Source organism: Pantoea eucrina, assembly GCF_020079945.1.
GTDB classification, from domain to species: domain Bacteria; phylum Pseudomonadota; class Gammaproteobacteria; order Enterobacterales; family Enterobacteriaceae; genus Pantoea; species Pantoea eucrina.
This window is the reverse complement of sequence record NZ_CP083450.1, coordinates 300,198-313,276: the sequence shown is the minus strand read 5'-3', so window position 1 is coordinate 313,276 and position 13,079 is coordinate 300,198. Positions and strand designations below refer to the sequence as shown.

The window sequence follows — 13,079 nt, the reverse complement described above, 5'->3', positions numbered from 1 at the left end:
TAAGGGCTGAAAATGCCACCAGTAAAATCCTCTGCCACAGCTCCCCGCGAACGCGGCAGGCCGCGCAATTTTGATATTGATGTTGCGCTTGATAATGCGATGATCATTTTCCGCCAGAAAGGGTTTCACGCTGCCTCTATTGCCGATCTTGGTGATGCTATGCAGCTTACTGCGGGGAGTATCTACAAAGCTTTTCAGGACAAGCGCTCGCTTTTTCTGCGCGTGTTCGAGCGCTACATTGCCATTCGCAATACCGATCTGCGCGAACGTCTGAACGCATTCTCTACGGGTCGTGAACGCGTCGCTGAGCTACTCCAGTTCTATCTCGATTCCGCCAGCGAGATAGAGGGACGGCGCGGCTGTCTGGTGGTGGGCAGCACCGTGGAGCTGCAGACGCTTGATGAAGAGTTATCTCATCTGGTACGCCAGGCAGTGCTGCGCAACCGCGCTTTCCTGATGTCGCTGATTCAGCAGGGCCAGGCTGATGGTTCTATAGCAAGTCATCTGGATGCCGATACGACTGCCGGTTTACTGCTCTGTATTGCGTTTGGTATGCGCGTAGTGGGCAAAATTCAGGATGTGACTAATGGCGAAGAAACTATTAAGATGGCGCTGCGCCTGCTGGATTAACGCTGCTGCGCTATTAGGAAATACGCATTTCCTAATTAAGCTACTGTGCTGTCGTCGCGATTTTCAGTAACAGGCGTCCCTGACATATTACAAACATCAAGCAATTTTAAAAATGGACGGGGGTTATGTGCAGCAAGACGATTCAGAAGATGCGGAAGCGATGTACGCTTTACTGGGTGACGTAATTACACAGATTTTAAAACCGGGTGAAACGCTTTCTTTGCAGGAGATCATCGGCGCGTTATACCGAACAGGCTTACGAGCGGACAGCCCTGAAATGCAGCAGGCGTGCGAAAAAGTTATTCGGTTGCTGGCCAGGAAAATGAATTAATAGTGCTTCAGTGCCGATCCATCAGCCGGTTAAATTAATAAGAGAGAACTATGTGCCAGAATCATTATCTTCCCGTAATGGATAAAGTCAGCGCTGAAGAGCAGGCCAGAATACGTCAGTCCACAGAATTTGAATTGCTGGGTGAAATGGTTAAAGATATTTTATGTTCTGATAAAATTCTTAATCGCAAAGCGCTCTGTATCGCTTTACTTTCCCGGCTGGATAAATGTACAGATGCCAGTGAGAAGATGCATTATGAGAATCTTTTCAATCTGCTTTTAGGGCGTGCAGAAGCGGCCTGACAATATTTATTTACTTTATCTGCGTCAGCTCGCTGCATACTCGTTTTCCTGCGGGCTATAAAGTGCGCCTCCGTGGCGTGCCCTCTCTTTAGCCAAAATTTTCTTAACAAGCCTGTCTCTTTTCTGATGGTTCGCCTGCCTTTATCTGTTTCTCAGGCATCACCGGAAGGATAGCAAAATATATGCTCCGCTACGGCCGTACTCCCCTGCTGTTCACCGCATCAATTGCACAAAAAAATCATCAAGGTCAGACCACCCCCGGAAATTATGGACTATGCTCCTCTTATAACGTGTCCAGAAAATAGGGAAATATGATGAAAAAAATGGTTGTTGCTGCCGCAGTCCTGACATCTCTTTTAGCCGTAACCGGCTGCTCGTCTAACCAGGCGATTAAAACGACTGATGGCCGCACCATTATTACCAGTGGTAAACCACAGGTAGATAGCGATACCGGGCTGGTATCGTATGAAAACGCGCAAACCGGCAAAACTGAGCAGATCAATCGTGATCAAATCACGAACATGAGTGAACTGAATAACTGATCCATCTATCAAGGAGAGTACAATGAAGAAAGTTATTTTACTTCCAGTAGCAGCGATTATTGCCCTGTCCGCCCTTACCGGCTGCACCCGCACCACCTATGCGATTCATACTAATGATGGTCGTACTATTGTCAGCGATGGTAAGCCAAAAGAAGCGGAATCAGGACTGCTGGGTTATGTTGATGCCAACGGCGTTAAACAGCAGATTAATAAAGCTGATGTCAAAGAAGTGTCTGAGATCCCACGCTCATAGTTTGTGTGACGTCAAAGATAAGCCCGCGCAGTTGCGCGGGCTTTTTTGCTGCTATCAGGCCTGTTTTGGCTGACCGTTCGATGCCGTTAAACCGCCATCAACCGGCAGGTTAGCGCCCGTGATATAGCGCGCATCATCGCTGGCAATAAAGACAATTGCGCCCGCAATGTCATCAGCCTCTCCCGCACGGCGTAGCGGAATGCGGTCGTAAAAGCGTGCCAGCAGCTCCTCATCCTGTTTTGCGTTTTCCGTTAAATCAGTAAACGTAAATCCCGGACAGATAGCATTGACTCTGACGCCGTCTGAGCCATAGTCCATCGCCAGTGCGCGCGTGAAGTTGGTCACAGCGCCTTTGGCCGCGTTATATACGCTCATTCCCCAGTCGCCACCAAGTCCGGATACGGAAGAGATGTTGATAACGTTACCTTTGGTTTTCAGCAGGGCTGGCATAAAGTAGTGCGTGCAGTAATAGACGCCATCCAGATCGGTGCCCATCAGCTTTTTCCAGTCATCAGGAGAGACTTCATGGATCTTGCCCTGAACGATACTGCCCGCATTGTTGACCAGTACATCCGCGCGCCCGTAATGCTGGTTCACCTTTTCACTAAGCTGCCTGACCTGCCCGGCATCTGAAACATCACAGGGAACAACAAGATGTTTTCCGGCAGGTAAAGCCTCTTTGACTTTCTGCAGCTTCTCTTCAGTTCTTCCCACCAGCACCACTGATGCCCCTTCAGCAGCAAAACGTTGTGCTGATGCAGCGCCAATACCTGAGCCTGCACCAGTAATAACGACAACTTTATCTGCAAACCGTGACATGATTTCTCCTTATCTGATGGAAATGACACTCCTAAGCCTGGCAAGCTCTCGCCAGTCATCAAGCGAAACGTAAGTTTTAGGATGACTCTCAATGGAGCACGCGTCACCCTGTGCTTTTTGTCAAAAGTGACAATCACGCCTCTTTTAAGGCGCATATTTGTATTGGTTTGCAGTCGGTGGCGCACTTCAGATATGAAAGCAAAAGGTGTGCGGTACTGAGCTTGGTTAAAAATCCATCCACAGAAAAGTCGCTACCTGAAGAATAAGATTAGAAAGGGTGATATGAGCAGGTTAATGAAAATATAAGTAAATTCTTAGAAAACGATTTCATCACAAACTAAAGCCATATTATTCATATAGTTAATTAGTAATCATGCTAACTATAAGTTTTGTATGTATAATTTTTTCCTAAGCGAGTCGGAAAAACTGACAAATTTCTCTATTCTTAAAGTGTTCAGTGAGAAATCCAACTAAGCACTGAGCTGAGTAACTCCTACCTTGCCTCCTCGCGGAGGCATTTTTTTGTTAATTTCACGGGTTGTTGTTATCTACTTACCTCTGGCCCGGTTATCCATTTCTGTAAACTGCTTATAGCCTGCCTGATTAGCTTATTGCCCTATTTTATGCTGGTCCGATGAGCAACGCAGATTTTCGTCGGGTTTACAGCTAAAACCCAATTTAAAATGATTTGTCATCTATAGTGTATGAGCCAGCCTATTCTGGCAAACAACACACAGGATGCGTTTTCAGCGAGAGAAATCCTCTTCAACATTTTGTTAGCCCGCCCTGCGCGGGCTTTTTTTTTGCAGAATTTCAGAAGGGTCGCTGGCGAAAGCCCGCAGAATTTTCATTGGCTAAAAAGCGTTCGATCAAAAAATTCTGCTAGCTGATTTGGGAAATTTCAAAATATATCCGGCAAATTCTGCCGTTACGCCTACAGTAAGTGGTGAGGTTATCATGCAATCGTAAAGGAGGTTTGTTTGTCTATTCAACACGACGAGATAGGTCATGTCATTATCGGCGAAGCGGCACTCAGCCTTGCACTGAGCGAAAAAAAGATCAGCGTTCGTTCACTGATTAATGAGCTCGAATCAATGGCAAATGCGGGTGGCAGCGATGCCCGTCTTATTGAGATCTCAGAGGCCAGAAGCTAGCTGAAAAGTTTCGATAAACCCGAGCACGTTGTTCCGCACGTGCCCTATTTGCAGACACTGACAAGCCTGAACGACGAAAAGAACTGACGCCTATGGACGTAATCCGGCTCCGGCTGGAAGACGACGATAAAGATAACCTTATCGGTTACGCGCAAGCGTTTACCGGCCGGAGAAACTGTCATGGACGACACCTCCGCCCTGCTACGGCGTATCTGAGCAGACGCTTATAACCTTATCTCCGGCTACACTTTTTCCTGCTGTACCAGCTTATTACTCATTCAAACTGATGATCAAATCCACTCCGGTTTTCAGGGAGGTCTTTTGGAACGTACGACAGCGGATAACCACATGCCCATCACCTTACCTGATACGCACTTTAATCAGATTCTGAGCCGTGAAGTGCCAAACCGGGACGATACCTGTGCTTTTCTTACAGGTAAGACGCGCGTATTTACGCTGCCAGGCTTTATTATTCCCTTTGGCTATGCGCTCTATGTCTGTCCGGAGGATAAACAATACCGGCTGGTTACCCAGGAACCGAAACCTGAAACGGTCTATGCAGTAAGGCTGGAAGAAACAGAGGATTTTACCTCGCCGTTACGCGCCTGCATTCAGATTATGGTCTGGCGCACGCGTCAGCCGCAGCATGAACAGGCGGTGCATGGCCTGGCACGTCGCTTTTTTTGTTATTTCCTGCATACGCGTTCAATTATTGTTACCGATAGCGCTCAGACCAATGCGGCAAAGGTGATGTGGGAGAGTATGATTGCCTGGGCACTGCGCGATCGCGATCACTATGTCTATGTGTGGGACGGGACACGTCGCGACAAACCGCTGGTGCCGGTTTCTGACTGGCACGCATTTTGTGAACACTGGATCACCTTTTGCTGGGGCAGCCAGCCTGACAGCCATCTGCTGCGCAGAGTGATCATCAGTACCCTTCCCCTCACTCCGGATAATCCGGAGCATTAACCTCTCACCCTCCTGCATGCGCAAAATTTACTCTGCTGATATAAAGCTAATAAGGTAAGCGCGTGCCATGCTTAACACACGTATAGAGTAAAAGCAGAGCACGCCAGCCAGGGTTGCAGTTATCAGAATAAATGCAGACCCAGGCCTGAGTATAGAGCGGGCAATTGTCCTAAAGCGTGGCTTTTGTTAACCGGGTTCAGGTTTGTCTCCCATGACCAGGCTGTAATCATCAGCAATCAGCGGGCTATAAAAAGTGGCATGCAACGTCTGAAAAAGCGCCAGAGCTGAAACAGACAGCGATGAATAACGTTCAAATTTTTTAAGATTATTCTGCCTTTAGCCGGTTTACACTGCATGAATAGATGATGCTGCACGCTATCAGTACGTTACAAACCTGTATCTCAGAATCATCAAATACGTTTTGCATCGGGACTCAGCTGATCGTTTACAGCGTATTGTAGAAGTATTGCTGCTCATTACACTTTAAAATCATTACAAAACTATGATGAGGAGAGCGGAAGTGTTATTTCATGAAAAGGTAGTAGGTCACGTCATTATTGGCGAAGCGACACTCAATCTGGCACTGGGCGATCGGGATATCAGCGTTCAGGCCCTGATCGCAGAGCTGGGTCGCATGGCAGAGAGAGAAGAGAACGATGAGCGTCTGGCACAAATTGCCGATGCCAGAAGCTGGCTGAAAAATTTTGTACAGCCTGAGCGAATTCACCAAACTCAGACAGAGTGGCAGGCCCAGGCACTACGTCATGAACAGGCAGCGTTATCGGCTAAACCGATACGTTTTACCTCAGGTGACGATGAAGAGAGTTAGCAGAATATCAGCGCAACCACGTTGTACACGTCTCAATGCAGAAGCTGTACAAAGAAGAAGTAAAATTTCCACTCAAAAAATTTCATTTAACTATTTGATATAAAAGAAAAATAAGAATTAAAAGATCGCAGGCGATAAATTAGTGGCAAAAAAAACTGTACAAGTAAAAGTTAGTTGTATAACTTTACCTCTGTCAGTACAACTTACTTATTACAACGAGGCTAACTATGCGTCAGAATATGGTACAGCATCCATCATCCGCTAGTGACATCGCTAACTATTTCAACAAAGCTTCTACTCTGAGCCAGCAGGAAACGCTGGGACAATTGGTAGTTGAAATTCTGACCTCAGGCAAAAACCTTAACCGTAAGGCGTTATGCACAAAACTGCTTGGTCGTCTTGAAGCAGCAACCAGCGCCGAAGAAGAGCAGCATTATCAGGCACTGATTGGACTGTTGTTTGATCGTTAATACTGCGTGAGCTTTAGTTAGTGCATCTGACGAGCAAGCAAAATGACAGCTTTACGGCAGGCCTCACGAACATCCTGCCCTGTCGCTGTCTCACCCATGTGATGCAGTGCAGTAGTAATCTCATGCAGAGTCAGATGCTGGTCCGGCTTAAGAAGGCGCGCCACAACCGTTCCAATAACGGCGTAGATATCTTCGGCGGCTGCGTCATTTTTCACATGACCTCCGTCCGTAGGTGGATAAGCATACAGTCTAACAGAAATTGTTCCCGGGAAACAATTTAGCGTCAGAACTTAGAGAGTCTTTGATTTAAATCAATTTTAATGCATTTTTCCGCGTGCAGGCCGTATATCAGATTCAGTCCCGATCGCTTTTTCAGACGCCCTAACCTGCATTTCACGTCTGACTTCGTCGATAGCACGCAATCCGGCACGGATGCGATGCTCATCGGTCTCTTTATCAAGACCAGCGCGCAGACGATCAAGTAAAGCGGTCCATGAAATGGCTGCATTAGCATCAAGTAAGTCAGTAACCGCCTCACCGATCAAAATTTCCGTCATCTTTTCTTCAAATTCTTTTTTCATGATGTGTCCGCCTGCAGGTTCGGGGGCGCAAAGTTTACCACAGAATTTTAGTGTGTAACCCTGAACCGCAGCGAGCCTGAGCGTTTCTTATAAATTTCACATATTTATCGCAGCAGTGCTGTCAGAAAAGATCTTTTCTGGTTGAAAAAAGAGCAGAGCCGGAAAGGGTATGACAAAAAACAACCGACCGGCTTTTGATGTGCCGGTCGGTCAGACTGATACTGATAGTGAAAGAGTAAGCGTTACATCGCCGCGCGATATTCCGGCCATGACACGGATGTGCCCTGCGGGGTAAAGAGCGAGCCCTGGAAGTCGATAACACCTGCAGCCTCAAGCCACATCCACTCTTCCGGCTGTTCAATACCAGAAGCGATGACGTTGATTTCGAGCGCTGAACAGCATTTGATAATAGCCTGAACGACAGCCTGCTTTGGACCACTGCGATGAACATCGCGAATAATTCCGGAAGCAATACGCACGCGATCGGGCTGCACATGAGTCAGCAGTGAAAGCCCGGCAGAGCCGTCACCAAAGTTATCAATCGACAGGCTGATGCCTGCCTGTTTCAGCTGCTTAACCGCTTCGGTAAAATCATTCAGGCCCGGGATAACTTCCGTTTCACTGACGCCCAGAATAATCTGTTCCGGCACCAGTCCGGCGTTTTTAATGGCGTCCGTGATAGTGTCAACCGCGTTAGGCACCGCAACCAGCGTCATAGGCAGAATAGTCAGATAGAGCGTCATGCCATCCGGACAGGCTTTGCCCGCCTTCATCAGCGCCATGCGTACGGCGTTCAGATTAGCAATATACTTATCTTCATCTTCACCTGCGCTCTCCGGACTATCAGAAATAGCCTCCAGTGCGGTGATCTCGCGGCCAAGTGGATCCACAACCGGGCGGAAATGAATGCCGTGCTCTTCCTGAAGCGATCCCGTCATGTCGGGAATAAAATCCCACAGATCGGCAGGCAGCACTTCGAAATAGTTTTCTTTTTCCCGCGATTCAACAAACGTGCGCAGGAACTGCAGGCCCCGATCGTCATAGGTCAGCCGGAAGCGTGAAGTACCGCGATCCAGTACCGCCTGAAGTACGGTTGACTGGTCATGTTCGCGCAGGTCAAACAGCTCCATCCCGGAATTACCGAAACGGCGATAAGGGGAGTAGTCACGCATAAGTTCAACCACATTGTGATGACGACGGTCAGCACAGATGCGATTGTAGATCGTCATAACACCCTCTTCAGGTCCCTCAAGGATCTGAAAGAAATGTGTACCGTTAAAGAGCAGAATACCGGTAACCTGGTGTGACTCATTCAGGAGACTCGCCTTCTCAACCATACCCGGCAAAATTTTCACAGGCACATCCGCAGAGATGTGGCTACGGTAAATGATTGTGGTTAGCATTAAATACTCCAGTTTACGTGAGTGTACCTGTCTACTTTATCAGCCGGCGGCAGCTACGTATAATCCTGTCTGAAATAATCTGGCTGAATTACTGTCAATATTAAAGCTACGTTTCCAGTAAAAACCAGCAAAAGTGCACAAAATCGCCTTTTTTCAGAATCATACAGAAGCGCAGTAAATAAGCGAAACGGGGTGGGATTGTAATCCGCTGCAGACAAGTTTTTTGACAAATCGTGTTGGTTCGCAACGATTCTCTGCTTTTTTACTGCGCGAGCAGATGCGGGACGCGCCCGCATCGTCGCAAAGATTACGCCGTGTGGAAAACAGCCACCAGCTGACGCAGACGCGAGGCGCGTTCTGCGAGATCGCCTGCTGAAGAGGCAGACTCTTCAACCAGCGCTGCGTTTTGCTGTGTCACCTGATCCATCTGGTTTACTGCGATATTAATTTGCGAAATCCCGCTGCTCTGCTCCTGAGAGGAGGCAGATATATCGCGGATAAGCTGCGCCGTCTGTCCAATAGCATCTACGCTCTGTTTCACTTTGTCACCGGCATTTCTGGCCATCACCATTCCCTCTTCGGCGTGGCTGACCGAGTGCGCAATCAGCTCTTTAATCTCTTTGGCAGCAGAAGCGGAACGCTGCGCCAGCGAGCGCACTTCTGCTGCGACGACGGCAAAGCCTTTACCCGATTCCCCTGCTCTGGCTGCCTCTACTGCCGCATTGAGGGCCAGAATGTTTGTCTGGAAAGCGATACTGTCGATAACGCTGGTGATCTCTTCAATTTTGGCCGAGCTGCCCCGGATACGCCCCATGGTGTCCATCACTGACGACATTGCCTCTCCGCTGAGCGATGAAGCCTGCGTTGCCGCTTCTGCCATGGTCGTGGCGTGATGGGTATTTTCAGCATTCTGACTGATAATGGATGCCATCTGCTCCATGCTGGCGGCGGTCTCTGCCAGCGATGCGGCCTGCTCTTCAGTCCGGGCTGAGAGATTTCCATTGCCGTTTGCGATCTCTTCAGAGGATGAAGCGATCGTCAGCGCGCTCTCCTTGATATCTGAGACCAGCCCGGCAAGATGCTGCTGCATATACTGCAATGATTGCAGCAGCTGCCCCATTTCATTGCTGCCGGTAATGTTAACCGGACACGTCAGGTCGCCCTCTGCCACGCGACGGGCAGCATTAACGGCTTCTTCCACCGGGCGCGTAATCGAGCGGGATATCATAACGGCAACCCAGACAGCCAGTAACGCCACCGCGAACAGTACGCCCAGCAGGCTATATTGCGCATGACGGCGCGCATCGATCTGCTGGCTAAGCATAACCGAAAGCCGATCGGCGCTCTGTGTTCCCAGTGTGGCAAATTGATTGATCGCCTCAGTGAATACCCGGACATATTCTGCCGGCGTGACGGTTTTGGTTTTGGATACAAAAACAGTATTGGCCAGCGCCAGTGCATCCTGCGCCTGCTGCACGGCGGTGGTCTCTCCGCTGGCAAACAGCGCTTTTAGCGCCGGTTCAATAGTAAAAACTTTATCCATATTGTTGCTGAACTGCTCCAGCGCTACGTTGCCGTTTTGCAGCCGGAAGTCCATCTGGCTGAGCGTTGCCTCTGATGCGCCCATGCCAGACGCAATCAGCGATGTGCCGCTTGCTCTGATCTGCCCGAGGGTTTCTGTTAATAGCGGCAACCGGTTGAAAATGCTGACAATAAGCTGATAAGTATTTAAGTCGCTGTCCAGTGACAAGCCGTAAAAATCCAGGATGTCCTGATTGGCTATTAACAATGTCTGAATCAGACTGGCGTGCTGGCTGAGGCTCGCTTCCAGCGAAAGCTGCTTATTGCCCAACTCTGCCTGCAGTTTTTTCCACTCGCCGTCAGCTTTATTCAAACGCGCCAGCGGTTGCGCAGCCTCCGCGTTATCGCCCAGTACAGTCACTACACCGCTGTAGAGCGCATCGGCCTCCTCTGCCAGCGCCACGCGTGACGCTCGGGCTGGATCGTCACTCGCAATAGCAATAGCGCTTTCTGCCCGATGGCGCTGGACCAGGTTAATCAGTGATAGCATCTTCTTTTCAACCGGTATGCCGGTAAGCTCAAGCTTTTTTGCATCAATGGCCTGGTTCCCGCTTTGAATAAACAGACAGGTTGGAAATATAAACAGCCCGAGAGCAAACAGTCCCAGCAAAATAAACTTCGCTGGCAAATTAATCGTGTTAAGTATCTTTTTCATGCAATATTCCTGGGTGAGCCTTAAGTGAGCAATTCTGAATAAAAATTATTGTTATTAAACGGTGCAATCTGCTCATCCATGAGATAGCCACTCTGCATCCGGGCCTGCCGGTTATTGCAGGCACTGATGAAGTGAAAAATTATAGATTGCTCAGGGTTATTTTACAGGAAGTGTATTGACGATATATTCTTGCGTAACTGCCAAAGCCAAATAAACATAAATCATTTAATAACAACAAGATAAAAATTAAAGCAGGTATGTCAAAAACACCCTGACTCGTTATATATCGGAAAAGCTTATATTATAATAAAGTGCTAAAGTTTTAGCTAACCTCGCCGATAAACAGCTTATTTTTTATAAAAAATAAAACAGAGAAATACGTTTACGATTTGAATTTTAATCAGGAAGAAATATCAGCCCTGACAAAGATGCCTGTCAGGGCCTGGGAAATCAGACGCCTTAACCGTAAGCTTTCAGCAACGTTTCTGCAGCAAGTTTGCCTAACGCATTTGCAGCATAAGGGCTGTCGCCCGTTATAACATTGCGATCGCGATGTACCGTACCTTTGATATCTTCATTGATAATATGAAGACCCATTGCGCGCAGCTTCTCACCGAAGTACCAGGTAAGATGGCCTGGCATATAGCCTATGTCCGGCGTCTGCTTATCAATGGCATCAGGGAAAGCACAGATTTCATAGCCAGCCAGCGGATTATCGGATCCGGCGAGTGAAAGAAACGCCGCCGGGCCGTGACAGAGTGAGATCAGATAGCGGTCGTTTTCCAGCGTCCAGCGAAGCAATGTCGCCACCTCTTTACTCTCCGGTAAGCCGATCAGCGCGCCATGCCCGCCCGGGATAAACACTGCCGCGTAGTCGCTATGAGGAGAGAGGGACGCTAACACATCTGCCAGCCTGAGCGGAGAGCGGAAGGCTGACTGGTAGCGCTGATAGAACTGTAATACCGCTTCATCCTCTCCGGGCATGGCCCAGTGTTCAAACTTTGCCATCTGACCAGAGAGCGTTGCAATGTCGATACCGAAGCCCGCCTGATGCAGGTGATACATCGGCAGCAGCGTTTCCACCGGATGATTGCCGGTTGAGAACAGCGTATCGTTATCCAGCGGCAGATAGCGTTCATCAGCACACAGGACCAGAATTTTTTTGCTTCCGTCGCCGGGCGCCGGATAGTCTGCGCCCTCCAGATCGGATAGAGGAGAGGTAAACCGATCGCGCGAGTAGTCGGAGGGGAAAAATGCGTCTGCCTCGGCACGATCGGCAACGGGTTTCCTGCTGAGTTCGTTCGTCATTTATGCTTCCTCTGTGAATAAATACAGAAAGAAGCGTAGGTGAAAAAACGGCCTGGCTCACTGAGCCAATTCTGAATGCCGCTGCGCCTGTTGCGCCGTAGAGAACATCGGTACGCACAACTTATTGCGTCACAGCGGCAGACATTTCCTCAACTAATACCAGCGGACACCGCCGCACGCGGCAGGCCTGAGAGTAAGCCAGCGCGCAGACTGCGCACAGGTCACGTACGTCAGATTCATACTCATACTCCATATAGTACCGGAAGCGACTGGTGTGAGTAGCAGTACGCCAGAAACGCTGCGGCTCCAGCAGTTCATCAAGTTGCCTGAAAGTCAGGGCTGACGGGTTATGATACCCGACTCTAACGCGATAAGTTGTCATGCTTCGATTATTGAATGGCATACCGCTGGCTGCAACCGGACACCGGTTTTCATTTCAATAGATAAAATGTATCAGCCACTACTTTTCCGGCACGATCTCTTCAATCAGCTCAGCATCCTGCTGACGTACGCTGCCTACCCGCGTGGTCACCGCATGCCAGCAGAATGCCTCTTCCGGCTCAGCAGCTTCATGAGCAATCTCCTGCGCGCGACGCGCAGAGGTGCTGCTGCTCAGCCATTCATGAACGCCTTCTGCGGTCAGAACCAGCGGGCGGCGATCGTGGATATCGACCATGCCTTTATTGCTGGCGGCGGTCACGATGACAAAGCCTTCATGCCCCTGAACGTGATTAAACGGCGCCTTACCGATGGCAGCAAAAAACAGCGGCGTTTTACGCTGGTGATAAATAAAGAACGGCTGTTTTCTCCCCTTCTCTTTTTTCCACTCAAACCAGCCATCAGCCGGCACTATCGCCCGGCCCTGTTCCCAGAGAGGCTTAAACATCCGGCCGCTGGCCGCGGTTTCGCTGCGGGCATTAATCAAAGGCTGCTTATGCCACCACTCTGGTCCATATCCCCAGTAGACCGGATCCAGCTGCAGCGCCTCTTCGCGTTCGCTGAGCAGTAATACCCGGGTACCAGGCGCAACGTTGTAGCGCCCGACGGGCAACGGATCGTACTGGATTTCGTCCGGCGCAATACCCAGCGCCATAAAATAGTCATCTCTGCTGCTGTACTGCGCGAATCGTCCACACATATCGGCCTCCGGCTGTAAGCATAGGCCAGTTTGCCAGACCCGCGACGGCGACAGCGTTTGTGCCAGGTTACATTGACATCAATTTAATTTGATTCAATACTTGTGGCTGCC

At 49.3% G+C, this 13,079-nt stretch carries 16 protein-coding genes and 1 pseudogene; 9 read left to right on the top strand and 8 right to left on the bottom strand.

Features of this window, described 5'->3' with window-relative positions; all coding sequences use genetic code 11:
• Positions 1-12: 12 nt before the first annotated feature.
• From LAC65_RS18075 to LAC65_RS18055, 5 genes are all read left to right on the top strand, one after another.
• On the top strand, positions 13-630 hold the full coding sequence (locus tag LAC65_RS18075; RefSeq protein WP_040113820.1) for a TetR/AcrR family transcriptional regulator: 618 nt from the start codon (positions 13-15) through the stop codon (positions 628-630).
• 127 nt (positions 631-757) lie between these two features.
• Complete coding sequence (locus tag LAC65_RS18070) at positions 758-961, top strand: hypothetical protein (protein WP_040113920.1); 204 nt, start codon at positions 758-760, stop codon at positions 959-961.
• Between the two features lie 50 nt (positions 962-1,011).
• Positions 1,012-1,263 carry a hypothetical protein gene (locus tag LAC65_RS18065; protein WP_071668136.1) on the top strand — a complete coding sequence of 84 codons (252 nt, stop codon included), beginning with the start codon at positions 1,012-1,014 and terminating at the stop codon, positions 1,261-1,263.
• Between the two features lie 314 nt (positions 1,264-1,577).
• Entirely contained in the window at positions 1,578-1,805 is a 228-nt protein-coding gene (locus tag LAC65_RS18060) for a YgdI/YgdR family lipoprotein (RefSeq protein WP_175540442.1), read from the top strand.
• A gap of 22 nt (positions 1,806-1,827) precedes the next feature.
• On the top strand, positions 1,828-2,058 hold the full coding sequence (locus LAC65_RS18055; RefSeq protein WP_040113814.1) for a YgdI/YgdR family lipoprotein: 231 nt from the start codon (positions 1,828-1,830) through the stop codon (positions 2,056-2,058).
• Positions 2,059-2,112: 54 nt separating this feature from the next.
• Here the strand turns inward: LAC65_RS18055 and budC are convergent, their stop codons facing one another.
• Positions 2,113-2,877 (bottom strand): meso-2,3-butanediol dehydrogenase, encoded by a 765-nt coding sequence (gene budC / locus LAC65_RS18050; protein ID WP_040113812.1) that lies wholly within the window; start codon positions 2,875-2,877, stop codon positions 2,113-2,115.
• A gap of 980 nt (positions 2,878-3,857) precedes the next feature.
• Between budC and LAC65_RS18045 the strand changes: the two are divergent.
• From LAC65_RS18045 to ycgZ, 4 genes and pseudogenes are all read left to right on the top strand, one after another.
• Positions 3,858-4,118, top strand: a pseudogene (locus LAC65_RS18045) (hypothetical protein).
• 234 nt (positions 4,119-4,352) lie between these two features.
• A complete protein-coding gene (locus LAC65_RS18040; protein ID WP_040113810.1) occupies positions 4,353-5,003 on the top strand; it encodes a hypothetical protein in 651 nt (216 codons plus the stop codon).
• Positions 5,004-5,523: 520 nt separating this feature from the next.
• Positions 5,524-5,832, top strand: coding sequence for a hypothetical protein (locus tag LAC65_RS18035; RefSeq protein ID WP_040113808.1), 309 nt, complete (start codon positions 5,524-5,526; stop codon positions 5,830-5,832).
• Positions 5,833-6,059: 227 nt separating this feature from the next.
• Positions 6,060-6,302, top strand: coding sequence for a regulatory protein YcgZ (gene ycgZ / locus LAC65_RS18030; RefSeq protein WP_040113806.1), 243 nt, complete (start codon positions 6,060-6,062; stop codon positions 6,300-6,302).
• A 17-nt stretch (positions 6,303-6,319) separates the two neighbouring features.
• Here the strand turns inward: ycgZ and LAC65_RS18025 are convergent, their stop codons facing one another.
• From LAC65_RS18025 to LAC65_RS17995, 7 genes are all read right to left on the bottom strand, one after another.
• Complete coding sequence (locus LAC65_RS18025; protein WP_040113804.1) at positions 6,320-6,517, bottom strand: hypothetical protein; 198 nt, start codon at positions 6,515-6,517, stop codon at positions 6,320-6,322.
• 102 nt (positions 6,518-6,619) lie between these two features.
• Positions 6,620-6,883, bottom strand: a complete 264-nt coding sequence (locus tag LAC65_RS18020) for a hypothetical protein (protein WP_040113802.1) — start codon at positions 6,881-6,883, stop codon at positions 6,620-6,622.
• A gap of 242 nt (positions 6,884-7,125) precedes the next feature.
• On the bottom strand, positions 7,126-8,286 hold the full coding sequence (locus tag LAC65_RS18015; RefSeq protein WP_040113800.1) for a diguanylate phosphodiesterase: 1,161 nt from the start codon (positions 8,284-8,286) through the stop codon (positions 7,126-7,128).
• Between the two features lie 307 nt (positions 8,287-8,593).
• The gene (locus LAC65_RS18010; RefSeq protein ID WP_040113798.1) at positions 8,594-10,522 is read right to left on the bottom strand and encodes a methyl-accepting chemotaxis protein; all 1,929 of its coding nucleotides are present in this window, start codon (positions 10,520-10,522) and stop codon (positions 8,594-8,596) included.
• 459 nt (positions 10,523-10,981) lie between these two features.
• Entirely contained in the window at positions 10,982-11,830 is an 849-nt protein-coding gene (gene hchA, locus LAC65_RS18005) for a glyoxalase III HchA (protein ID WP_040113796.1), read from the bottom strand.
• A gap of 121 nt (positions 11,831-11,951) precedes the next feature.
• Positions 11,952-12,212 carry a hypothetical protein gene (locus LAC65_RS18000; protein ID WP_071668189.1) on the bottom strand — a complete coding sequence of 87 codons (261 nt, stop codon included), beginning with the start codon at positions 12,210-12,212 and terminating at the stop codon, positions 11,952-11,954.
• A 78-nt stretch (positions 12,213-12,290) separates the two neighbouring features.
• Positions 12,291-12,968, bottom strand: a complete 678-nt coding sequence (locus LAC65_RS17995) for an SOS response-associated peptidase family protein (RefSeq protein WP_040113794.1) — start codon at positions 12,966-12,968, stop codon at positions 12,291-12,293.
• Positions 12,969-13,079: the final 111 nt, after the last annotated feature.

Excerpts from the sequence above, each read along its gene's own strand:
- LAC65_RS18075 (WP_040113820.1), top strand. The coding sequence starts at position 13 with ATGCCACCAGTAAAATCCTCTGCCACAGCTCCCCGCGAACGCGGCAGG.
- LAC65_RS18065 (WP_071668136.1), top strand. The coding sequence starts at position 1,012 with ATGTGCCAGAATCATTATCTTCCCGTAATGGATAAAGTCAGCGCTGAA.
- LAC65_RS18060 (WP_175540442.1), top strand. The coding sequence starts at position 1,578 with ATGAAAAAAATGGTTGTTGCTGCCGCAGTCCTGACATCTCTTTTAGCC.
- LAC65_RS18055 (WP_040113814.1), top strand. The coding sequence starts at position 1,828 with ATGAAGAAAGTTATTTTACTTCCAGTAGCAGCGATTATTGCCCTGTCC.
- budC (WP_040113812.1), bottom strand. The coding sequence starts at position 2,877 with ATGTCACGGTTTGCAGATAAAGTTGTCGTTATTACTGGTGCAGGCTCA.
- ycgZ (WP_040113806.1), top strand. The coding sequence starts at position 6,060 with ATGCGTCAGAATATGGTACAGCATCCATCATCCGCTAGTGACATCGCT.
- LAC65_RS18020 (WP_040113802.1), bottom strand. The coding sequence starts at position 6,883 with ATGAAAAAAGAATTTGAAGAAAAGATGACGGAAATTTTGATCGGTGAG.
- LAC65_RS18015 (WP_040113800.1), bottom strand. The coding sequence starts at position 8,286 with ATGCTAACCACAATCATTTACCGTAGCCACATCTCTGCGGATGTGCCT.
- LAC65_RS18010 (WP_040113798.1), bottom strand. The coding sequence starts at position 10,522 with ATGAAAAAGATACTTAACACGATTAATTTGCCAGCGAAGTTTATTTTG.
- hchA (WP_040113796.1), bottom strand. The coding sequence starts at position 11,830 with ATGACGAACGAACTCAGCAGGAAACCCGTTGCCGATCGTGCCGAGGCA.
- LAC65_RS18000 (WP_071668189.1), bottom strand. The coding sequence starts at position 12,212 with ATGACAACTTATCGCGTTAGAGTCGGGTATCATAACCCGTCAGCCCTG.
- LAC65_RS17995 (WP_040113794.1), bottom strand. The coding sequence starts at position 12,968 with ATGTGTGGACGATTCGCGCAGTACAGCAGCAGAGATGACTATTTTATG.